The organism is Leifsonia sp. KNZ13-11D (assembly GCF_056754895.1).
Genome location: NZ_JBPGWU010000001.1, coordinates 2925586 through 2945272, shown reverse-complemented (window position 1 = coordinate 2945272; position 19687 = coordinate 2925586). Strand labels below are relative to the sequence as shown.

At 69.9% G+C, this 19687-nt stretch carries 20 protein-coding genes; 14 read left to right on the top strand and 6 right to left on the bottom strand.

Annotated features, from left to right (window positions below):
* Positions 1 to 4 precede the first annotated feature (4 nt).
* Together ACR9Y5_RS14520 and sdhC are read right to left on the bottom strand one after the other, a co-directional pair.
* Positions 5 to 448 carry a succinate dehydrogenase hydrophobic membrane anchor subunit gene (locus tag ACR9Y5_RS14520; protein ID WP_481298602.1) on the bottom strand — a complete coding sequence of 148 codons (444 nt, stop codon included), beginning with the start codon at positions 446 to 448 and terminating at the stop codon, positions 5 to 7.
* Between the two features lies 1 nt (position 449).
* On the bottom strand, positions 450 to 842 hold the full coding sequence (gene sdhC, locus ACR9Y5_RS14515; RefSeq protein ID WP_481299591.1) for a succinate dehydrogenase, cytochrome b556 subunit: 393 nt from the start codon (positions 840 to 842) through the stop codon (positions 450 to 452).
* Positions 843 to 1030: 188 nt separating this feature from the next.
* Here sdhC and ACR9Y5_RS14510 point away from each other — a divergent pair, with 188 nt between their 5' ends.
* Entirely contained in the window at positions 1031 to 1255 is a 225-nt protein-coding gene (locus ACR9Y5_RS14510; protein WP_481298601.1) for a hypothetical protein, read from the top strand.
* 9 nt (positions 1256 to 1264) lie between these two features.
* Here ACR9Y5_RS14510 and ACR9Y5_RS14505 read toward each other — a convergent pair whose 3' ends face one another.
* Positions 1265 to 2404 carry a mannose-1-phosphate guanylyltransferase gene (locus tag ACR9Y5_RS14505; RefSeq protein WP_481298600.1) on the bottom strand — a complete coding sequence of 380 codons (1140 nt, stop codon included), beginning with the start codon at positions 2402 to 2404 and terminating at the stop codon, positions 1265 to 1267.
* 74 nt (positions 2405 to 2478) lie between these two features.
* On the opposite strand from ACR9Y5_RS14505, the gene ACR9Y5_RS14500 reads away from it, so the two are divergent.
* The 11 genes from ACR9Y5_RS14500 to ACR9Y5_RS14450 all read left to right on the top strand — a co-directional run bounded on the left by ACR9Y5_RS14500 (position 2479) and on the right by ACR9Y5_RS14450 (position 14007).
* Positions 2479 to 3615 (top strand): glycosyltransferase family 4 protein, encoded by a 1137-nt coding sequence (locus tag ACR9Y5_RS14500; protein ID WP_481298599.1) that lies wholly within the window; start codon positions 2479 to 2481, stop codon positions 3613 to 3615.
* Between the two features lie 53 nt (positions 3616 to 3668).
* Entirely contained in the window at positions 3669 to 4802 is a 1134-nt protein-coding gene (locus ACR9Y5_RS14495; protein WP_481298598.1) for a magnesium and cobalt transport protein CorA, read from the top strand.
* A 178-nt stretch (positions 4803 to 4980) separates the two neighbouring features.
* Positions 4981 to 6063 carry a BMP family lipoprotein gene (locus ACR9Y5_RS14490; RefSeq protein ID WP_481298597.1) on the top strand — a complete coding sequence of 361 codons (1083 nt, stop codon included), beginning with the start codon at positions 4981 to 4983 and terminating at the stop codon, positions 6061 to 6063.
* A gap of 232 nt (positions 6064 to 6295) precedes the next feature.
* Positions 6296 to 7816: an ABC transporter ATP-binding protein gene (locus ACR9Y5_RS14485; RefSeq protein WP_481298596.1), complete on the top strand. Its 1521-nt coding sequence runs from the start codon at positions 6296 to 6298 to the stop codon at positions 7814 to 7816.
* Complete coding sequence (locus ACR9Y5_RS14480; protein ID WP_481298595.1) at positions 7813 to 9099, top strand: ABC transporter permease; 1287 nt, start codon at positions 7813 to 7815, stop codon at positions 9097 to 9099. Before ACR9Y5_RS14485 ends, ACR9Y5_RS14480 begins: the two co-directional genes overlap by 4 nt.
* Entirely contained in the window at positions 9096 to 10385 is a 1290-nt protein-coding gene (locus tag ACR9Y5_RS14475; RefSeq protein WP_481298594.1) for an ABC transporter permease, read from the top strand. The genes ACR9Y5_RS14480 and ACR9Y5_RS14475 overlap by 4 nt, the downstream gene beginning before the upstream one ends.
* Positions 10382 to 10801: a cytidine deaminase gene (locus ACR9Y5_RS14470; RefSeq protein WP_481298593.1), complete on the top strand. Its 420-nt coding sequence runs from the start codon at positions 10382 to 10384 to the stop codon at positions 10799 to 10801. The genes ACR9Y5_RS14475 and ACR9Y5_RS14470 overlap by 4 nt, the downstream gene beginning before the upstream one ends.
* Before the next feature lie 14 nt (positions 10802 to 10815).
* Entirely contained in the window at positions 10816 to 12123 is a 1308-nt protein-coding gene (locus ACR9Y5_RS14465; protein WP_481298592.1) for a thymidine phosphorylase, read from the top strand.
* A 10-nt stretch (positions 12124 to 12133) separates the two neighbouring features.
* Positions 12134 to 13252 carry an adenosine deaminase gene (locus ACR9Y5_RS14460; RefSeq protein ID WP_481298591.1) on the top strand — a complete coding sequence of 373 codons (1119 nt, stop codon included), beginning with the start codon at positions 12134 to 12136 and terminating at the stop codon, positions 13250 to 13252.
* A gap of 24 nt (positions 13253 to 13276) precedes the next feature.
* Entirely contained in the window at positions 13277 to 13738 is a 462-nt protein-coding gene (locus ACR9Y5_RS14455; RefSeq protein ID WP_481298590.1) for a PTS sugar transporter subunit IIA, read from the top strand.
* Complete coding sequence (locus ACR9Y5_RS14450) at positions 13735 to 14007, top strand: PTS sugar transporter subunit IIB (RefSeq protein WP_481298589.1); 273 nt, start codon at positions 13735 to 13737, stop codon at positions 14005 to 14007. Before ACR9Y5_RS14455 ends, ACR9Y5_RS14450 begins: the two co-directional genes overlap by 4 nt.
* A gap of 5 nt (positions 14008 to 14012) precedes the next feature.
* Here the strand turns inward: ACR9Y5_RS14450 and ACR9Y5_RS14445 are convergent, their stop codons facing one another.
* Positions 14013 to 14315, bottom strand: a complete 303-nt coding sequence (locus ACR9Y5_RS14445) for an ArsR/SmtB family transcription factor (RefSeq protein WP_310134584.1) — start codon at positions 14313 to 14315, stop codon at positions 14013 to 14015.
* Between the two features lie 49 nt (positions 14316 to 14364).
* On the opposite strand from ACR9Y5_RS14445, the gene ACR9Y5_RS14440 reads away from it, so the two are divergent.
* Positions 14365 to 15552 carry an MFS transporter gene (locus tag ACR9Y5_RS14440; protein WP_481298588.1) on the top strand — a complete coding sequence of 396 codons (1188 nt, stop codon included), beginning with the start codon at positions 14365 to 14367 and terminating at the stop codon, positions 15550 to 15552.
* A 69-nt stretch (positions 15553 to 15621) separates the two neighbouring features.
* Here the strand turns inward: ACR9Y5_RS14440 and ACR9Y5_RS14435 are convergent, their stop codons facing one another.
* Both ACR9Y5_RS14435 and ACR9Y5_RS14430 read right to left on the bottom strand, forming a co-directional pair.
* Positions 15622 to 17325, bottom strand: a complete 1704-nt coding sequence (locus tag ACR9Y5_RS14435) for a phospho-sugar mutase (RefSeq protein ID WP_481298587.1) — start codon at positions 17323 to 17325, stop codon at positions 15622 to 15624.
* Positions 17322 to 18155 (bottom strand): purine-nucleoside phosphorylase, encoded by an 834-nt coding sequence (locus tag ACR9Y5_RS14430; protein ID WP_481298586.1) that lies wholly within the window; start codon positions 18153 to 18155, stop codon positions 17322 to 17324. The genes ACR9Y5_RS14435 and ACR9Y5_RS14430 overlap by 4 nt, the downstream gene beginning before the upstream one ends.
* 85 nt (positions 18156 to 18240) lie before the next feature.
* Between ACR9Y5_RS14430 and ACR9Y5_RS14425 the strand changes: the two genes are divergently transcribed.
* Positions 18241 to 19677: an NAD(P)H-quinone dehydrogenase gene (locus ACR9Y5_RS14425; protein WP_481298585.1), complete on the top strand. Its 1437-nt coding sequence runs from the start codon at positions 18241 to 18243 to the stop codon at positions 19675 to 19677.
* Positions 19678 to 19687: the final 10 nt, after the last annotated feature.

The following is a 19687-nucleotide window of genomic DNA, read 5'->3' as shown; positions in this document are numbered from 1 at the left end:
GGGCTCAGTGCGCGGGGCAGAACGACGGCAGGTCGGACGCCGCCGCGCCCGCCGGGCACGGGTCGAACGTGAAGATCACGAGCGTCCCGAGCACGACCAGCACGACGACCGCGGCCAGGATGGCCCACTTGAGGATGCGGTTGACGACGCGGTTGTAGGCGTAGTCGTTGACGAGCGTGCGCATCCCGTTGCCGCCGTGGATGAGGGCGAGCCACAGCATCAGGAGGTCCCAGACCTGCCAGAACGGCGTGGCGTACTTGCCGGCGACGAAGGCGAAGTCGATCTGCTTCACGCCGTCGCCCAGCACCAGGTTGATGAGCAGGTGGCCGAAGATCAGGATCACCAGCAGCAGGCCGGAGAACCGCATGTAGACCCAGCCCCACTTCTCCCAGTTCTTGCCGCGGGAGCTGCGGGCGGCGGGGGTGCGCGGCGCCTCGATGGTCGTCACGTCAGTTCACCTCCGAGAAGATGTGGATGAGCTGGGTCGGCACGAAGCCGGCCATCAGGATCACCCAGAGCGCGATGACGATCCAGAACATGGCCTTCTGGTACTTGACGCCCTTGCTCCAGAAGTCGATCAGGATGATCCGGATGCCGTTGAAGGCATGGAAGATGATCGCCGCGACGAGTGCCATCTCGCCGAATCCCATGATCGGGTTCTTGTACGTGCCGATCACCGCGTTGTAGGCCTCGGGGCTCACACGGATGAGCGACGTGTCCAGGATGTGGACCAGAAGGAAGAAGAAGATGGCCACACCGGTGATGCGGTGGAGGACCCACGACCACATCCCCTCGCGGCCTCGGTACAGTGTGCCGCCGGGCCGGGTCTTGGCCGGCTGCAGCGTCCCTGTCGCTTGGTCTGACACGGGACAACCCTCCCTGGTTGCGATTCGCTTCATCGGGGCGCGGTGAGCGCAGCGCAAGTCTATGCCGCGTGCGCACCGGACGCCTCTTAGGGTGACCTCAGTTATCTCGACGTCGAGATAACTCGGCCTCGACGCCGGGACGCTCGCGGCGTACCGTCCACCGTATGACCCAGGACGAACCGATCATGCAGGGCGCGAGCGATGCCAGCGACCAGTCGAAGGTGGCGGGCATCGTCGAGCAGGTGCGCGCCGACATGCAGCTGCGCGGGTCGGAGGACAGCGAGCGGTTGCTGAAGCAGCGGCTGGCGGAGGCGGGGATCGAGCTGCCGCAGGAGGAGATCTCGCGGCTGGTGCAGGAGATCCAGAACGGCCCGTCGGTCGTCGACTGACCCGGCGGCCTACAGCACGTCGGTGGAGCCGGTGATCTTCAGCGCGTCCACCACCGACTTCACCCGCTGAGCGTTCTCGCTCGTGGTGACGAGCAGGGCGTCGGGCGTGTCGACGACCACGATGTCCTTCACGCCGATGAGGCTTATGACCCGGCCGCTCTGGCTGACGACGATGCCGCTCGACGAGTCCGCCAGCACGCGGGCGTTCTCGCCCAGGATGGCGAGATCCGACTTGCGGCCGCCGGAGTTGAGCTTGGCGAGCGAGGCGAAGTCGCCCACGTCGTCCCAGTCGAAGTAGCCGGGGATGACGGCGAGCCGGCCGGCCGCGGCAGCAGGCTCCGCGACCGTGTAGTCGATGGCGATCTTCTCCAGCCCCGGCCAGATGCGGTCGACCGCGGGCCCGCGAGCCGCCGGGTCGTCCCAGACCTCGGCGAGTTCGAGCAGCCCCGCGAGCAGCTGCGGCTTGTTGCGGCCGATCTCCTCGAGCAGCCGGTCGGCGCGCGAGATGAACATGCTGGCGTTCCAGAGGTAGGAGCCGTTCGCGAGGTAGCGCTCGGCGGTCTCCAGGTCGGGCTTCTCCTTGAAGGAGTCCACCGCCAGGGCGCTCGGAGCGCCGTCGATCTCCAGCCGGTCGCCGTAGTGGATGTAGCCGAAGCCGACCGCCGGCTCCGTCGGACGGATTCCGATGGTCGTGATGTACCCGGCCTCGGCCGATGCCGCCGCCTCGCGCACGGCAGACTGGAACAGCGGCAGGTTCTTGATGACATGGTCCGCGGCGAACGAGCCGATGATCACGCCGGGCTCGCGACGCTCGAGGATGGCGGCCGCCAGGCCGATGGCGGCGGTGGAGTCCCGCGGCTCCGACTCCAGCACGACGTTCGGATCCGCCAGGGCGGGCAGCTGCCGTTCGACGGCCAGCCGGTGCGCGCGCCCGGTGACCACCATGATGCGCTGCTCGCCCGAGAGCGGGGCCAGCCGGTCCCAGGTGTCGCGGAGCAGCGTCTGGCCGGAACCGGTCAGGTCGTGGAGGAACTTCGGGGCGTCCGCGCGCGACAGCGGCCACAGCCGGGAGCCGATACCTCCGGCCGGGATCACGCTGTAGAAGCGGTCGATGGGAGGCCCCTGGGTGATCCTGCGCTGCTGCGTCATGCCGAAAGGATACCGAGCGGTGCCGGACACCGGCCGTTCACGGTCACGACATCGGCCGACCCTAGCGTGAAGCCATGCGGGTCGCGCTGGTCAGCGAGAGCTTCCTCCCCACGGTGAACGGGGTCACGACGAGTGTGCTGCGGGTGCTGGACCACCTCGCGGGGCGCGGTCACGAGGCGATCGTGATCTGCCCGGATGCGGGCGCCCCGGCCGAGTACGCCGGATTCCGCATCCACCAGGTGCCGTCGATCGCCTACCGTCAGTTCCCGGTGGGGCTGCCGGGCCCGCAGGTGCAGCGCATCCTCTCGGGGTTCGGGCCGGACGTGCTGCACGCGGCATCCCCCTTCTTCCTCGGCGCGCAGGCGATCGCCGCGGCCAACCGGCTCGGCGTCCCGTCCGTCGCGATCTACCAGACGGACGTCGCCGGCTTCGCCCGGCGCAACGGCCTCGGCGTCACCTCGGCGATCGCGTGGAAGTACGTCCGCTGGGTCCACGAGGGCGCCGACCTGACGCTCGCCCCGTCCGCGGCGAGCGAGTACGACCTCCGCACGGCCGGGGTCAGCCGGGTGGGCCGCTGGGGGCGCGGTGTCGACCTGGAGCGCTACCACCCGAATAAGAGGAGGACGCCCGCGGCGGCCGCGCTCCGGGAGCGCCTGTCGCCGGACGGCGAGACGGTCGTGGGCTATGTCGGCCGCATCGCCCCGGAGAAGCAGGTGGAGCGGCTGCGGGCGTTGCGGGGAATCGGCGGGGTCTCGGTCGCCATCGTCGGGGACGGCCCGTCGCGCGACGCGGTGGCGCGCGAGCTGCGCGGGGTGCACGTGCACTGGCTCGGCCGGCTGGGCGGCGACGACCTCGCGGCCGCGTACGCCGCATTCGACCTCTTCGTGCACACGGGCTCCGAGGAGACCTTCGGGCAGACGGTGCAGGAGGCGCACGCTTCCGGGCTCCCGGTGATCGCCCCGCGGGCGGGCGGCCCGATCGACCTCGTCGACCACGGTGTGGACGGACTCCTCTTCCCTCCACCGGATGACCGGGCGCTCCGCGCGGCGGTGTCGATGCTCATCCACGACGGCGCTCTCCGGCGCAGGATGGGCGAGGCCGGCCGCCGGGCGGTGCTCGGCCGGAGCTGGGACGTGGTCTGCCGGGAACTCACCGGGCACTACGAGCGTGTGATCCTGAGTGCCGTCAGCGGGGTGGGAGCGTACAGTTAGGTGGCCCCAGCGGGCCGCCCGCCTTGCACTCTCGCGACCCTCGGAGGTGACCGATGGCCAACATGAATCGACGCGGCATCCCCATGCCCTTCGTGACCAGGACCCGCCGGGTCGAGCCTCCGTCGCCCGCGGTCGCCCAGCAGCACACCGATCTCGCGCCCGGCCGGCGCAGCATGGTCGACAGCGCCATCTACGCCGACGGCGTGCGCGTCGCCTCCCCGACCACCCTCGCCGAGACCTACACGGCGCTCGACCGCACGCCGGGCGGTGTCGCCTGGATCGGCCTCTACCGGCCGAGCGAGCAGGAGCTGCTCTCGCTGTCGGAGGAGTTCAACCTGCACCCGCTGGCGATCGAGGACGCCATCGTCGCCCACCAGCGGCCGAAGCTGGAGCGCTACGACACCGTCCTCTTCGTCGTGCTCAAGGCGGCCAACTACCTGGACGCGCCCGAGGAGGTCGACTTCGGCGAGCTGCACCTCTTCGTCGGACGCAACTTCGTCATCACCGTCCGTCACAGCGAGTCGCCCGACCTGTCCCACGTGCGCCAGCGCATGGAGGGGGAGCCGGAGCTCCTCGCCCTCGGCCCGCAGGCCATCCTGTACGCGATCATCGACGCCGTCGTGGATGCCTACAGCCCGGTCGTCGCCGGTCTCGCCAACGACATCGACGAGATCGAGACGCAGGTGTTCGGCGGCGACGCCCTGGTCTCGCGGCGCATCTACGAGCTGTCGCGCGAGGTGATCGACTTCCAGCGGGCCACGCATCCCCTCTCGGCCGTCATGCTGGCGCTCGAACGCGGCTCGGCGAAGTACGGCGTGACGCAGGAGCTGGAGAGGCGCCTGCGCGACGTCGCCGACCACCTCACCCAGGTCAACGAGCGGGTGGACGCGTTCCGCTATCTGCTGCGCGACATCCTCACGGTGAACTCGACCCTGGTGTCGGAGCGGCAGAACGAGGAGATGACCCGGCTGGCGCACTCGAGCCACCGCCAGGGCGAGGAGGTCAAGAAGATCTCGTCGTGGGCTGCGATCCTGTTCGCCCCGACCCTGATCGCGAGCATCTACGGCATGAACTTCACGCACATGCCCGAGCTGGAGTGGCCGCTGGGCTACCCCCTCGCGGTGCTCGCGATGGTCGGACTGAGCGGGCTGCTGTACTCGATCTTCAAGCGGCGCGGCTGGCTCTGAACCGCCGCTCCCGAACGGGTGACAGCCTGCTCGAATGAGCACGTGCCAACCGGGTGAGCGTTTGTAACGCTTGCATGAAGAACCCGGATTTTCGAACGGAGTGGTTCGTCACATTCGGTAACGTGAACCGCAGAAGCCTGCGATTACCCGCGCGGCTACGCATCTTGGAGGAATCACCTTGACAATCACAGCCCGTAAGGCCGGCCTCGTCGGCCTGGCGGCGATCGGCGTCATGTCGCTGCTCGCCGCGTGCTCGGCTGCCCCGTCGGACAGCTCGTCCGGCGGCGCCGCGAAGAGCGACTTCCAGCCCTGCATGGTCTCCGACTCCGGTGGATTCGACGACCACTCGTTCAACCAGCTCGGCTACGAGGGTCTGCAGCAGGCCGCGAAGTCGCTGAACGTGAAGTACAAGTCGGCCGAGTCGAAGAGCGAGAACGACTTCGCTCCGAACATCGACAGCATGGTCAACGCGAACTGCAACCTCGTCGTGACGGTCGGCTTCCTTCTCAAGGATGCGACGGAGAAGGCCGCGAAGGCGAACCCGGATGTCGATTTCGCGATCATCGACGACAACGAGATCCAGGCGAAGAACGTCAAGCCGATCATCTTCGACACGGCTCAGGCCGCGTTCCTGGCCGGCTACGCCGCCGCCAGCTACTCGAAGACCGGTATCGTCGGCACCTTCGGCGGCATGCAGATCCCGACGGTCACCATCTTCATGGACGGCTTCGCCGACGGTGTGAAGTACTTCAACGACCAGAAGGGCAAGTCGGTCAAGGTCGTCGGCTGGGATGTCGACAAGCAGAACGGCTCGTTCACCGGTGGCTTCGACGCCAACGAGACCGCGAAGAACACGGCTCAGGGCATCATCGACCAGAACGCCGACGTCATCATGCCGGTCGGCGGCCCGATCTACCAGTCGGCCGCGCAGGCGATCAAGGACTCCGGCAAGCCGATCGCGATGATCGGCGTCGACGCCGACGTCTACGAGTCCGACCCGACCGTGAAGGACCTGCTCCTCACCTCGGTCATGAAGGGCATGAAGCCGGCGACCAACGACGTCGTCACCCAGGCCGCCAAGGGCAAGTTCGACGCGACCCCGTACGTGGGCACGCTGAAGAACGACGGCGTCGGCATCGCGCCGTTCCACGACTTCGCCTCGAAGGTGGACTCGGGCCTGCAGGGCGAGCTCGACAAGATCAAGGCCGGCATCATCGACGGCTCGATCAAGGTCACGTCGCCCTCGTCGCCGAAGCAGTAATCAGCGACCAGAACGCATCGACGGGGAGGTCAGCCACGGCTGGCCTCCCCGTTGCGTTCCGCACTTGTCCGGGATGCTCATCTGAGCACACACTGACATATGTGCAGAAAGGTAGGGTGAGGAGGCGCGACGAGGCCACCAGCCGTTCCGCGTGCCCCTCTCCGTAACACGGCTCTTCGCTCCACAAGGCGCTGCGCTCCCCACGGGCGAGTAAGAGAAGGAACCCACCCGAATGAAGCTCGAACTCCGCGGCATCACCAAACGGTTCGGTGCCCTGGTCGCCAACGACCACATCGACCTCACGGTCGAACCCGGCGAGATCCACTGCCTGCTCGGTGAGAACGGCGCAGGCAAGTCCACCCTGATGAACGTGCTCTACGGTTTCTACCAGGCCGACGAGGGCGAGATCCTGCTCGACGACGTCGTCCAGCGGTTCGCGGGTCCGGGTGACGCGATGAAGGCCGGCATCGGCATGGTGCACCAGCACTTCATGCTCATCCCGGTCTTCACGGTCGCGGAGAACGTCATGCTCGGTCACGAGCAGACGAAGTTCGGCGGCCGCCTCGACCTGGGAGCCGCTCGCGCGAAGGTGCGCGAGATCTCCGCCCGGTTCGGCTTCGACGTCGACCCGGACGCCCTGGTGGAAGACCTGCCGGTCGGCGTGCAGCAGCGCGTCGAGATCATCAAGGCCCTCTCGCAGGATGCCAAGGTGCTCGTCTTCGACGAGCCGACGGCGGTGCTGACCCCGCAGGAGACCGACGAGCTGATGGCGATCATGCGCCAGCTCAAGGAGCAGGGCACCGCGATCATCTTCATCACCCACAAGCTGCGCGAGGTGCGCGAGGTCGCCGACCGGATCACGGTCATCCGCCTCGGCAAGGTGATCGGCGAGGCCGAGCCGACCGCGACCAACGTCGAGCTCGCCTCGATGATGGTCGGCCGCGCCGTCTCGCTCACCGTCGAGAAGGAGGCCGCCACCCCTGGCGTCCCCGCGCTCGTCGTGAAGAACCTCTCGGTGATCGATCCGATCGGCCAGCTGGTCGTCAACAACGTGAGCTTCGAGGTGCGCGCCGGCGAGATCCTGGCCATCGCGGGCGTCCAGGGCAACGGGCAGACCGAGCTGACGGAGGCGATCATCGGCCTCCAGCCGCGGGTCCAGGGCGAGATCCTCCTCGACGGCACGCCCATCCAGGGTCACAGCGTGCGCAAGGTGCTCGACGCGGGCGTCGGGTTCGTGCCGGAGGACCGCAACGAGGACGGGTTGGTCGGCGAGTTCAGCATCCAGGAGAACCTGATGCTCGACCGGTCGACCGGGGATCCGTTCGTCAAGGGCGGCAACATCCAGTTCTCGTACCTGAAGGACTTCGCCGAGGAGAAGGTGCGCGAGTTCGACGTGCGCACCCAGTCCATCGACACGAAGGTCGGTCGGCTCTCCGGCGGCAACGCGCAGAAGGTGGTGCTCGCCCGCGAGCTGAGCCGCGAGCTGCGCCTGTTCGTCGCGGCGCAGCCCACGCGCGGCCTGGATGTCGGATCGATCGAGTTCGTGCACAAGCGCATCGTCGAGACCCGCGACGCCGGGGTCCCGGTCATCGTGGTCTCGACGGAGCTCGACGAGGTCGCCGCCCTGGCCGACCGGATCGCCGTGATGTACCGCGGGGGGATCGTAGGAATCGTGCCGGGGGACACGTCTCGTGACGTCCTCGGCCTGATGATGGCCGGCGAGTCGCCGGAGCAGGCAGGAGCAGCAGCATGACCGGGACCGACACCGCGCCGGCCCAGCCCGTCGAGCCGGGAGCCCCCGCCCCCGCGCGCGGCCAGGGCGGGGAGCCGTCGCGCTGGAGCAGGGCGGTCCGCGACATCATGAGCGGGCCCGTGATCATCTCGGTGCTGGCCGTCGTGCTGGCGCTGGTCGTCGGAGCCGTGCTGATCGCGGTCACCGACCCGCAGGTGCAGCGCGCGGCGGGCTACTTCTTCGCCCGTCCGGGAGACACCTTCTCGGCCATCTGGACGTCGGTGTCGAACGCCTACGTGTCGATGTTCCAGGGCGCGATCTACAACTTCCGCCGCCCCACCTTCTCGGCCGGGATCCGGCCGCTCACGGACACCCTCACGTTCGCCACCCCGCTGATCGTCAGCGGTCTCGGCGTCGCGCTGGCGTTCCGCGTCGGACTGTTCAACATCGGTGGCCAGGGACAGATCCTGATCGCCGCGGCGGCCTCCGCGTGGGTGGGCTTCTCGTTCGACCTGCCGCCCGTCGTGCACCTGGTGCTGGCTGTCGTCGCCGGCATCGTCGGCGGCGCCGTCTGGGCCGGCATCGTCGGCCTCCTGAAGGCGCGGACCGGCGCGCACGAGGTGATCGTCACGATCATGCTCAACTACATCGCCTTCTACCTGATCGCCTACATGCTGCGTACGCAGGGACTTCTGCAGGCGCCGGGCTCCAACAACCCGAAGGCGCCGGCGGTGCACCCCAACGCGGTGTTCCCCCCGCTGTTCGGCGAGCAGTACAACCTGACCTGGGCGTTCATCCTGGTGATCGCCGCGACCGTGTTCGTCTGGTGGCTGATCAACCGCTCCAGCCTCGGTTTCCGCTTCCGCGCGGTCGGCGAGAATCCGAACGCGGCGCGCGTCGCGGGCATCAACGTCAAGAACATCTACGTGTACGCGATGCTCATCGCCGGTGGCCTGGTCGGGCTCGCGGGCGCCAGCCAGGCGCTGGGGGTCTTCCCCGCGGGCATCAGCTCCGGCGTGGATGCGGGCATCGGCTTCGACGCGATCACGGTCGCGCTGCTGGGCCGCTCGCGCCCGTGGGGCGTGTTCATCGCGGGTCTGCTCTTCGGCGCGTTGAAGGCCGGCGGGTACACCATCCAGGCGGCCAACGACATCCCGATCGACATCGTGCTGATCCTGCAGTCGCTCATCGTCCTGTTCGTCGCGGCGCCGCCGCTGGTGCGCGCGATCTTCCGTCTGCCCGAGCCGGGGAGCGCGCCCCGGAGACCGGGTCCCATCGTCACGAAGGAGGTGGAGGCCAAGTGACCACCACCGCCCCAGTCGTCCCCGACTCGTCGCCGATCGTCCTCGAGAAGGCGGAGATCCGCTCCTGGAAGGCCCCGATCGCCCTCGCCGTCTTCGTCGTGATCAGCATCGTGCTGTTCTTCGGCTTCGCCCGGCACGGACAGAGCACCTTCCGCTTCTCGGAGACCTCCGACGCGGTCAAGCTCCCGAACCTCACCGTCGACACCTTCGTCACCACCACCGTCGTCACCATCCTGCTCGCGGCGCTGACCGCGCTCAGCGCGTACTACTCGTACCGCGCCCGCAAGACGCCGATCTGGCTGGTGATCGTGTTCGCCCTGCTGTTCATGTTCGCGTTCCTCGCCTGGGCGGGGTCGGGCGCGCTGCCGGTGCCCGTCACGGGGCTCTTGCTCGGCACGATCAGCCTCTCCGTGCCCCTGGTGTTCGGCGCCCTGGGCGGCGTGATCTCCGAGCGCGGCGGCGTGGTCAACGTCGCCATCGAGGGCCAGCTGCTCGCGGGCGCCTTCGTCTCGGCGATGACCGCGACGCTCACCGGCAGCTGGGTGGTCGGCCTGCTGGCCGCGCTGATCGCCGGGGTCCTGGTGTCGTTCGTGCTCGCGGCCTTCTCGATCAAGTACCTGGTCGACCAGGTCATCGTCGGCGTCGTGCTGAACGTGCTGGTCACCGGCCTCACGAGCTTCCTCTACTCCACCGTGCTCGCGGGCGACCCGCAGCTGCTCAACCACCCTCCGCGCCTGCCCGAGTGGCCCATCCCGGTGCTCAGCGATATCCCGATCATCGGCCCGGTGCTGTTCCACCAGACGATCATCGAGTACCTCATGTACATCGCGATCTTCGCGGTGTGGTTCGGGCTGTTCAAGACCCGCTGGGGCCTGCGCCTCCGCTCGGTCGGCGAGCACCCTGAGGCCGCGGACACCGTCGGCATCAACGTCAACAGCACGCGGTTCTGGAACGTCTCCCTCGCCGGCGCGGTCGCCGGGCTCGGCGGCGCGTACTTCACGCTGGGATCGGTCGGCGCCTTCTCGAAGGAGATGACCGCCGGTCAGGGCTTCATCGCCCTCGCGGCCGTGATCTTCGGACGCTGGGACCCCATCCGGGCGACCCTCGCCGCGCTGTTGTTCGGCTTCGCCTCCAACCTGCAGAACGTGCTCGGCATCATCGGCTCGCCGGTGCCCAGCGAGTTCATGCTCATGCTCCCGTACGTCGTGACGATCTTCGCGGTGGCCGGGCTGGTGGGGCTCTCACGGGCGCCCGCAGCCGACGGCAAGCCGTACATCAAGTCATGAGCGACGCGATCGACTGGGAGGCGCTGCGCTCGGCAGCGACCGAGGCGATGCACCACGCGTACGTCCCGTACTCGAAGTTCCCGGTCGGGGCGGCGGCCCTCGTCGACGACGGCCGGATCGTCAGCGGCTGCAACGTCGAGAACGCCAGCTACGGCGTGACGCTGTGCGCGGAGTGCGGACTGGTGTCGTCGCTCGCGATGAGCGGCGGCGGCCACCTCGTCGCCTTCACCTGCGTGAACGGCGACGGCGACATCCTGATGCCGTGCGGCCGCTGCCGTCAGCTGCTCTACGAGCACTCGGCCGAGGGGATGCTGCTGGAGACGGTGTCCGGCATCCGCACCATCGACCAGGTGCTGCCCGACGCATTCGGGCCGCGCCAGCTCGCCGCCTACGCGGCCGAGCACGAGAACGACTGAACAGGAACACCTTCGTGACCGATCTTGCAGGAGAGGTCGAGGCGTTCGACGCCGTCGACCTGATCAGGACCAAGCGCGACCGCGGCGAGCTCGGCACCGCCGAGATCGACTGGCTCGTGGACGCGTACACCCGCGGCTACGTCGGCGACGAGCAGATGTCGGCGATGACCATGGCGATCTTCCTCAACGGGATGACGCGCCGCGAGATCAAAGACCTGACGCTCGCGATGATCGCCTCGGGCGAGCGGATGGACTTCTCGGGGCTCGGCAAGCCGACCGCGGACAAGCACTCCACCGGAGGCGTCGGCGACAAGATCACGCTGCCCCTGATGCCGCTGGTGGCGACGTTCGGCGTCGCGGTGCCGCAGCTCTCCGGCCGCGGCCTCGGCCACACGGGCGGGACGCTGGACAAGCTGGAGAGCATCCCCGGCTGGCGCGCCGACCTCAGCACCGAGGAGATGTTCGCCCAGCTGCGGAACGAGGGCGGCGTCATCTGCGCCGCCGGATCGGGCCTCGCCCCGGCGGACGGCAAGCTCTACGCGCTGCGCGACATCACCGGGACGGTCGAGGCCATCCCGCTGATCGCATCCTCGATCATGTCGAAGAAGATCGCCGAGGGCACCGGTGCGCTCGTGCTCGACGTGAAGTTCGGCTCCGGCGCGTTCCTGAAGGACATCGAGCGCTCGCGCGAGCTCGCCCGAACCATGGTCGAACTCGGCCGGGATGCCGGGGTCGCGACCTCCGCCCTGCTGACCGACATGAACGTGCCGCTCGGCCTCGCGATCGGCAACGCCAACGAGGTCCGCGAGTCGGTCGAGGTGCTCGCCGGCGGCGGCCCCGCCGACATCGTCGAGCTGACCGTTGCGCTCGCCCGCGAGATGCTGACGCTCGCCGGGCGTCCGGACGAGGACGTCGAGGCGGCGCTGAAGGACGGCCGCGCCATGGACAAGTGGCGCGAGGTCATCCGCGCGCAGGGCGGCGACCCCGATGCGGCCCTCCCGGTGGCCAAGGAGACCCACACGGTGGTCGCCGAGCGCGACGGTGTGCTGGTCGAGCAGCAGGCGCTGCCGTTCGGCATCGCCGCCTGGCGTCTCGGCGCCGGCCGCGCCCGCAAGCAGGACCCGGTGCAGCACGCCGCGGGCATCGACCTGCACGCGAAGCCGGGGGACGAGGTCCGTGCGGGCCAGCCGCTCTTCACCCTGTCCGCCGACGAGCCCGCCCGCTTCGAGCGCGCGCTGGAGGCGCTGGAGGGCGCGTATCGCATCGCGCCCGCAGGGACCCCGTTCGAGCGCGGCCCGCTGATCGCGGACCGCATCGCCTAGGCTGAACTCCATGAGCGACGCCTGGAACGAGTACGAGCTGGCCGACGGCACGGAGATCCGTCCGCTTCCGAAGGTCTCCCTCCACGACCACCTCGACGGCGGCCCCCGCCCGGCGACCGTGCTGGAGCTGGCCGACGAGGCCGGCGTCGAGCTCCCGGCCCAGGATGCGGCGGAGCTGGGTCGCTGGTTCGCCGAGAAGTCCAACTCCGGCTCGCTGGTCGAGTACCTGAAGACGTTCGACCTGACCACCGCGGTCATGCAGACGCGGGAGGGTCTGAGCCGCGTCGCCCGCGAGTTCGTCCAGGACCTCGGCGAGGACGGCGTCGTCTACGGAGAGGTCCGCTGGGCGCCGGAGCAGCACCTGACGCGCGGGCTCTCGCTCGACGAGACGGTGGAGGCGGTGCAGGACGGCATCGAGCAGGGCATCCAGGACGTGCGCGGCGCCGGTGGGCGCATCCGCGTGGGCCAGCTGGTGACCGCTATGCGTCACAATGACCGCGGCCTCGAGATCGCCGAGCTCGCCGTCCGTCACCGCGACCGCGGCGTCGTGGGTTTCGACATCGCCGGACCCGAGGCCGGGTTCCCGGCGTCGAACCACCGTGCGGCGTTCGACTACCTCGCCTCCGAGTTCTTCCCGGCCACGGTGCACGCCGGCGAGGCCGACGGCCTGGACAGCATCAGGAGTGCGCTGCTCGACGGCCGTGCGCTGCGGCTGGGTCACGGCGTCCGGCTGGCCGAGGACATCACGATCGAGCGCCAGGACGACGAGAACACCTATGTCACGCTGGGCTCGCTGTCGCAGTGGGTGAAGGATCGCGAGATCGCGCTCGAGACGAGCCCGACCTCCAACCTGCAGACCGGCGCCATCGCGGCCTGGGGAGACGACATCCTCGACCACCCGTTCGACCTGCTCTACCAGCTGGGCTTCCGGGTCACCGTGAACACCGACAACCGGCTCATGAGCGGCACGACCCTCACGCGCGAGCTGAGTCTGCTGGCGGACGCCTTCGCGTACGACCGGACCGACCTCGAGATCTTCCAGCTGAACGCCGCCGCGGGTGCTTTCCTGCCGCTCGAGGAGCGCGAGGAGCTGGCCGAGATCATCACAGCAGGTTTCGAGGGTTCCTGACCCACCGGGCGTTACGCTGAACTCATGTCACTGCCACCGCTGCCTGATTCCGCCATCACCGTCGGCGCGCACGCCGTCGACTGGCGCCAGGCGGTCGAGCTGGCGGGGGAGGCGCTGGCGCGCTCCGGGGCGACGGAGCAGGGGTACGGGCAGCGCATGATCCAGGTGATCGAGGAGTTCGGCGCCTACATCGTGATCGCTCCGGGGCTCGCGCTCGCGCACGCCCGTCCGGGGCCCGACGTGAACGCGGACGGCCTGTCCGTCGTCACCCTCGACGAGCCGGTGGTGTTCGGTCACCCCCACAACGACCCCGTCTCCGTCGTGCTCGGTCTCGCCGTCTCCACCCCGGAGGCGCACGTGACGAGCGTGGCCGAGCTGGCCAACGTCTTCAACGATCCGGAGGCCATCCCGGCGCTCGCGGCGGCCACCGATGTCGCGGAGGTGCAGCGCATCCTCACGCTGAGCGAGGAGGAGACAGCGCGGTGAAGATCGTCGCCATCTGCGGGGTCGGCGTCGGAACGTCGGGCATCCTGAAGGTCAACGCGGAGCGCGTCCTCGACCGGTTGGGCATCGACGCCGACGTGACGGCCTCCGATGCCGCCAACATCGCGGAGGCGGCCGCGAACGCGCAGGTCGTGCTCACCTCGCCCGAGCTGGTGGACCGCATCGGCCGCACCAACGCGGACGTGATCGTCGTGAACAACTACTTCGACCTCGAGGAGCTCGAGCAGAAGCTCGACGAAGCCCTCGGCTGAGGCCGTCAGCCCCGCAGCAGCGCCTCCACGAGCCCGGGGAACCGGGCGTCGAGCTCATCGCGCCGCAGCTGGATCTCGTGCGTGCGCCCGGACACGATGGTGCGCGTGACGCCGGCCTCGCGCAGCGTTTTGAAGTGGTGCGCCATGGTCGACTTCTGCACATCGACGCCCCACTCGGTGAGAGTCTTCGGATGCGGGCGCCCGTCGGCGAGCACCCGCACGATCTGCAGCCGGATGGGGTCGCCGACCGCGCGCAGCACATCCACGAGCTGCACCTCGGACATGTCGGGGGTGGGGTAGTCGGTCATGCGCACCAATTGTTTGACAAGCATCGAACAATAGTCGTACCGTAACGGTATGACATCCGTCGAACAATCGTACCGCAGATCGCTCCCCGCGCTCCTGGTGCTCGCCCTCGCGCTGTTCGTGGTCGGCACGAACGCCTTCGTGATCGCCGGGCTGCTGCCCCAGGTGGCGAGCGGCCTGGGGGCGACCGCCACGCAGGTCAGCTGGTCCATCACCACGTACAGCCTCGTCGTGGCCGTCGCCGCACCCGCGGTCTCCATCCTGCTGCCGCGGGTTCCTCGCGCCGCCCTGATGGCCGCAGGCCTCGGGGTCTTCGCCCTCGGCACCGCCGTCTCGGCGCTCGCCCCCGACCTCACCCTGTTCATCGCGGGCCGCACGTTCTCCGGTCTCGGAGGGGCCGCCCTGGTGCCGACGGCGACGGCCGCCGCCGCATCGCTCGCCCGGCCGGGCAAGCGCGGGCAGGCGCTCGCGATCGTGGGCGCCGGGTTCACCCTCGCGACGGCGGTCGGGTCGCCGCTCGGGACCGCGGTCGGCGGAGTCGCCGGCTGGCGGTTCGCGCTGTGGTGCATCGTGGCGCTGGCGGCGGTGCTCGTGGTCGCCATCCCGCTGCTGGTGCACGGCGTGCCGGTCCCGCCGGCGGTCTCCCTCGGACGGCGGCTCGCGCCGCTCGGCGACCTGCGGATCGTCGCCCCACTCGCCACGACGCTTCTGATGATCGCCGGCTTCAACATCGTCTACATCTTCTCGGCGGCGGTGACCCATGCCTCCACCGGCGGATCGGGAGCGCTGCTCGCCGTGCTGCTGCTGGCGTACGGCGTCGCCGGCGTGGCGGGCAACGCCGTGGCCGGCCCGCTCACCGACCGGTTCGGCAGCAGGGCAGTGGCGACCTCGGCGCTCGCCGGGCAGGCGATCACCCTGGTCGTGCTCGCGGTGACGGAGGCGTCGTTCGTCGCGTCGGTCGTGATCTTCGCGCTGTGGGGCGTCGCGGCATTCGCGATCGCCATCCCGGTGCAGCACCGGCTGGTCCACGTGGAGCCGGAGAACGCGGCGCTCGCCCTCTCCTGGTACTCCACCGCGATGTACGTCGGGATCGCCATCGCCCCGCCGATCGGAACGCTCGCGCTGGCGGCAGGCGGAGCCGTGGCCGTGCCGCTCGCCGGAGCCGTCGTCACCGTCGCGGCGCTCGCCGCGTTCCTGCTCGGCTACCTGGCGCGCGCGCCGCGCGCCGTCGCCGCCTGACGCGAGTCGAGTCGCGGAGCGGGCCGCGCCCCGAGCATCCCGGCCGGCGCGGCCCCCGCTGGTCAACCCTCAGGCCGTCAGCAGCCGCATCGCCTCGGCGAGGGCCGCGACCCGGGCGGTCGCCGTCGCCCGCCGCTCCTCGACGGTGCCCTCGTCGCTCGACGCGTCGATGTAGATCTTGAGCTTCGGCTCGGTGCCGCTCGGCCGCACCATCACACGCGATCCGTCCTCCAGGAGGATGCGCAGCACGTCACTCGGCGGGAGGCCGCCGAAGCCGTCGCGCAGGTCGTCGATCTGCGTCACACGGACGTCGCCCAGGTGGCTCGGCGGCGTCGACCGCAGGGCCGACATGATCTCGCCGATGCGCGACAGCTCGGTGACCCGGAGCGAGATCTGGTCGCTCGCGAAGAAACCGAACCGCTCGGCGAAGGCGTCCAGCCGCTGGGAGATCGTGACGCCGTCGGCCGCCAGGGCGTTGGCGAGGTCGAGGAAGGCGACCGCGGCCGAGATGCCGTCCTTGTCCCGGACGCTGCCCGGGTTCACCAGGTAGCCGAGGGCTTCCTCGAATCCGTAGACCAGCCCGGGAGCCCGCGACACCCACTTGAAACCGGTGAGCGTGTCCGCGAAGTCGAGACGGTAGGCGCCGGCGACGGCCGCGAGGGCGGGGGAGGAGACGATGGAGCACGCCAGCGTGCCGAACGCGCCCCGCTCGCCGGCGGACGCCGTGGCGAGCTCGGCGGCGCGCCAGCCGAGCAGCGCGCCTACCTCGTTGCCGGAGAGCCGGCGGTACCCGTCGGCGTTCGCCGGGTCCGGGATGGCGACGGCCAGGCGGTCGGCGTCCGGGTCGTTGGCGATGATCAGGTCGGCCCCGCTGTCGCGGGCCGTTGCGAACGAGAGGTCCATGGCCCCCGGCTCCTCCGGGTTGGGGAACGCCACCGTGGGGAAGGCCGGGTCCGGGTCGATCTGAGCGGCGACGGGAGTAGGAGCGGCGAAGCCGGCCCGCGCGAAGACCTCGCGGGCGGTGCGCCAGCCGACGCCGTGCATCGCCGTGTAGACGAACGAGACGGCGTCGCGCGGAGCCGTCGAGGAGGCGACCTGGACGGTCGCGTCGATGTACGCCTGCTCGACGTCGTCCGAGGCGACCTCGTAGCGGTCGGACCGGGGGAGGCCGGCGACGCTGCCCGTGGCCACGTCGAGGATGTGCGCGGCGATCTCCGCATCCACCGGCGGCACGATCTGCGAGCCGTGGTCCTCGCCGCCGAGGTACACCTTGTAGCCGTTGTCGTTCGGAGGATTGTGGCTGGCCGTCACCATGACGCCCGCGCTCGCCCGCAGGTGCCGTACCGCGAAGGCGAGCACCGGGGTGGGCAGGAGGCGCGGGAGCAGCACCGCGTGGATGCCGGCGCCGGCCATGAGCTCGGCGGTGTCGCGCGCGAACACGTCGGAGTTCTTCCGGCCGTCGTAGCCGATCACGACCGACGGCGTCCCGCCCTCGGCGTGCTCCAGCAGCCAGCGCGCGAAGCCCGCGGCCGCCTGGGCGACGAGCACCCGGTTCATCCGGTTGGGGCCGGCGGCGAGCTCCCCGCGCAGTCCGGCCGTGCCGAACTCGAGGCGCTCGTCGAAGCGCGAGTGGAGGTCGGCGACGGCCTCGGCGGAGCCCGCCTCGGCGGCCGCGATCAGGGAGTCGAGCTCGGCGCGGGTCTCCGGATCCGGGTCCTGCGCCAGCCAGGCGCGGGCCTCCCCGAGCAGCTGCGGGGTGTCCTTCGTGGTCACAGGGCCTCCACGATCTGGGCGAGCAGGGCGCTGATCACCGGCTCGGCGGCGCGGCCGGCGTCGATGACTTCCTGGTGGCTGAGCGGGGTCTTCTGGATGCCGGCGGCAAGATTCGTGATCAGCGACATCCCGAGGATCTCCATGCCGGCCTGCCGGGCAGCGATCGCCTCGAGAGCGGTGGACATGCCCACGATGTGGCCGCCGATCGCCTTCGCCATCTGCACCTCGGCGGGCGTCTCGTAGTGCGGGCCGCGGAACTGCGTGTACACGCCCTCGTCGAGAGACGGGTCGATGGTGCGCGCGAGCTCGCGCAGGCGGTGCGAGTAGAGGTCCGTCAGGTCGATGAAGGTCGCGCCCTCGAGCGGGGAGTCCGCCGTCAGGTTGATGTGGTCGCTGATCAGCACCGGCGTGCCGGGCTTCCAGTGCTCCTTGATGCCGCCCGCCCCGTTGGTGAGGACCATCGTGGTCGCACCGGCGGCCGCGGCGGTGCGGACGCTGTGGACGACGCGGCGCACGCCGTGCCCTTCGTAGTAGTGGGTGCGGGCGCCGATGACCAGGGCGTGCTTGCCGTTCGGCAGGCGGATCGAGCGCAGCGTGCCGACGTGGCCTTCGAGGGCCGGCTTGCTGAAGCCGACGATCTCGGTGGCGGGGACCGTCGCGACCGTCTCACCGATGAGATCCGCGGCTCTGCCCCAGCCGCTGCCCAGGGTGAGCGCGATGTCGTGGCGCTCCACCCCGGTCTTCTCGGCCAGCTGGGCGGCGGCCTGGCGGGCCACGTCGAACGGGTCGGCGGCGGGGTCGTCGAGCGGGTTGGTGGTGGAATCCAGCATGAGCCAACTCTACTGAGCCGCCGGCTTTCGGCAGGGCGGTGGCCGGATGCGCATCGGTGCACCCCCATACGGAAGAATGGTGCGCATGGCGTATGAATTCGAGCGGAAGCAGCGCATCGCGGTCCTCGGCGGCGGCCCGGGCGGCTACGAGGCGGCACTCGCGGGCGCGCAGCTCGGCGCCGACGTGACCCTGGTCGAGCGCTCCGGCGTGGGCGGGTCCGCGGTGATCACCGACGTGGTCCCGTCGAAGAGCCTGATCGCGACCGCGGAGGCGACCAACTCGATCGGCGAGGCCACCGACCTCGGCGTCCAGTTCTTCTCGCGGGGAGAGACCGGCAAGCCGGTCCGGCCTGAGATCGCGGTCAACCTGTCGGCGGTCAACAAGCGGCTGATCGGGCTCGCCCGGCAGCAGTCCGAAGACATGCGGGCGGAGCTCGTGCGCTCCGGTGTGCGCATCGTGAACGGGGAGGGACGCCTCGACGGCGACGGTGCGATCATCGTGTCCACCGCGAAAGGCGACTCGGGCACCGACTTCGACCGGGTGGAGGGCGACACCATCGTCGTCGCCGTCGGCGCGAGCCCGCGCATCCTGCCGTCCGCGGTTCCCGACGGGGAGCGCATCCTCACCTGGACCCAGCTCTACGATCTGAAGTCGGTGCCGTCGCACCTCATCGTGGTCGGGTCGGGTGTCACGGGCGCGGAGTTCGCCTCGGCGTACACGGCGCTCGGTTCGAAGGTCACGCTCATCTCCTCCCGCGACCAGGTGCTGCCGGGGGAGGACGCGGACGCGGCGGCGGTGATCGAGAACGTCTTCAAGCGCAACGGCATGCAGGTGCTCTCGAAGTCCCGCGCCGAGTCGGTGGTGCGCACCGAGGACGGGGTGGTCGCCACGCTCACCGACGGACGCACGGTCGAGGGGTCCCACTGCCTGATGGCCGTCGGCTCGGTGCCGAACACGTCCGGGATCGGGCTCGAGGAGGCGGGCGTGCAGGTCACCCACTCCGGTCACATCCGGGTGAACCGGGTGGCGCGCACGTCCATCCCGAACATCTACGCCGCGGGTGACTGCTCCGACTCGCTGCCGCTCGCATCCGTCGCCAGCATGCAGGGGCGCACCGCCGTCTTCCACGCGATGGGCGACGCGGTCAACCCGATCGAGCTGCGCAACGTGACCTCCAACATCTTCACCCAGCCCGAGATCGCCACCGTCGGCTGGAGCCAGAAGCAGATCGAGGAGGGCATCGCGCAGGGCGACATCTACAAGCTGCCGCTCAAGTCGAACCCGCGCGCCAAGATGCTGGGCATCCGCGACGGCTTCGTGAAGCTGTTCGCGCGCACCGGCTCCGGCACGGTCATCGGCGGCGTCATCGTCGCGCCGCGCGCCTCCGAGCTGATCTTCCCGCTCGCGCTCGCCGTGGAGCAGCGGCTGACGGTCGATCAGGTGGCCCGGGCGTTCACGGTGTACCCGTCGCTCTCCGGGTCCATCACCGACGCGGCGCGCGCGATGCACATCGTGCTCTGACCGGGAGGCC

Bases quoted from the DNA above. Each gene is read 5' to 3' on its own strand.
- ACR9Y5_RS14485 (WP_481298596.1), top strand. From the start codon at position 6,296: ATGAAGCTCGAACTCCGCGGCATCACCAAACGGTTCGGTGCCCTGGTC.
- ACR9Y5_RS14445 (WP_310134584.1), bottom strand. From the start codon at position 14,315: ATGACCGACTACCCCACCCCCGACATGTCCGAGGTGCAGCTCGTGGAT.
- ACR9Y5_RS14440 (WP_481298588.1), top strand. From the start codon at position 14,365: ATGACATCCGTCGAACAATCGTACCGCAGATCGCTCCCCGCGCTCCTG.
- ACR9Y5_RS14505 (WP_481298600.1), bottom strand. From the start codon at position 2,404: ATGACGCAGCAGCGCAGGATCACCCAGGGGCCTCCCATCGACCGCTTC.
- ACR9Y5_RS14455 (WP_481298590.1), top strand. From the start codon at position 13,277: ATGTCACTGCCACCGCTGCCTGATTCCGCCATCACCGTCGGCGCGCAC.
- ACR9Y5_RS14460 (WP_481298591.1), top strand. From the start codon at position 12,134: ATGAGCGACGCCTGGAACGAGTACGAGCTGGCCGACGGCACGGAGATC.
- ACR9Y5_RS14500 (WP_481298599.1), top strand. From the start codon at position 2,479: ATGCGGGTCGCGCTGGTCAGCGAGAGCTTCCTCCCCACGGTGAACGGG.
- ACR9Y5_RS14430 (WP_481298586.1), bottom strand. From the start codon at position 18,155: ATGCTGGATTCCACCACCAACCCGCTCGACGACCCCGCCGCCGACCCG.
- ACR9Y5_RS14480 (WP_481298595.1), top strand. From the start codon at position 7,813: ATGACCGGGACCGACACCGCGCCGGCCCAGCCCGTCGAGCCGGGAGCC.
- ACR9Y5_RS14470 (WP_481298593.1), top strand. From the start codon at position 10,382: ATGAGCGACGCGATCGACTGGGAGGCGCTGCGCTCGGCAGCGACCGAG.
- ACR9Y5_RS14495 (WP_481298598.1), top strand. From the start codon at position 3,669: ATGGCCAACATGAATCGACGCGGCATCCCCATGCCCTTCGTGACCAGG.
- ACR9Y5_RS14425 (WP_481298585.1), top strand. From the start codon at position 18,241: ATGGCGTATGAATTCGAGCGGAAGCAGCGCATCGCGGTCCTCGGCGGC.
- ACR9Y5_RS14510 (WP_481298601.1), top strand. From the start codon at position 1,031: ATGACCCAGGACGAACCGATCATGCAGGGCGCGAGCGATGCCAGCGAC.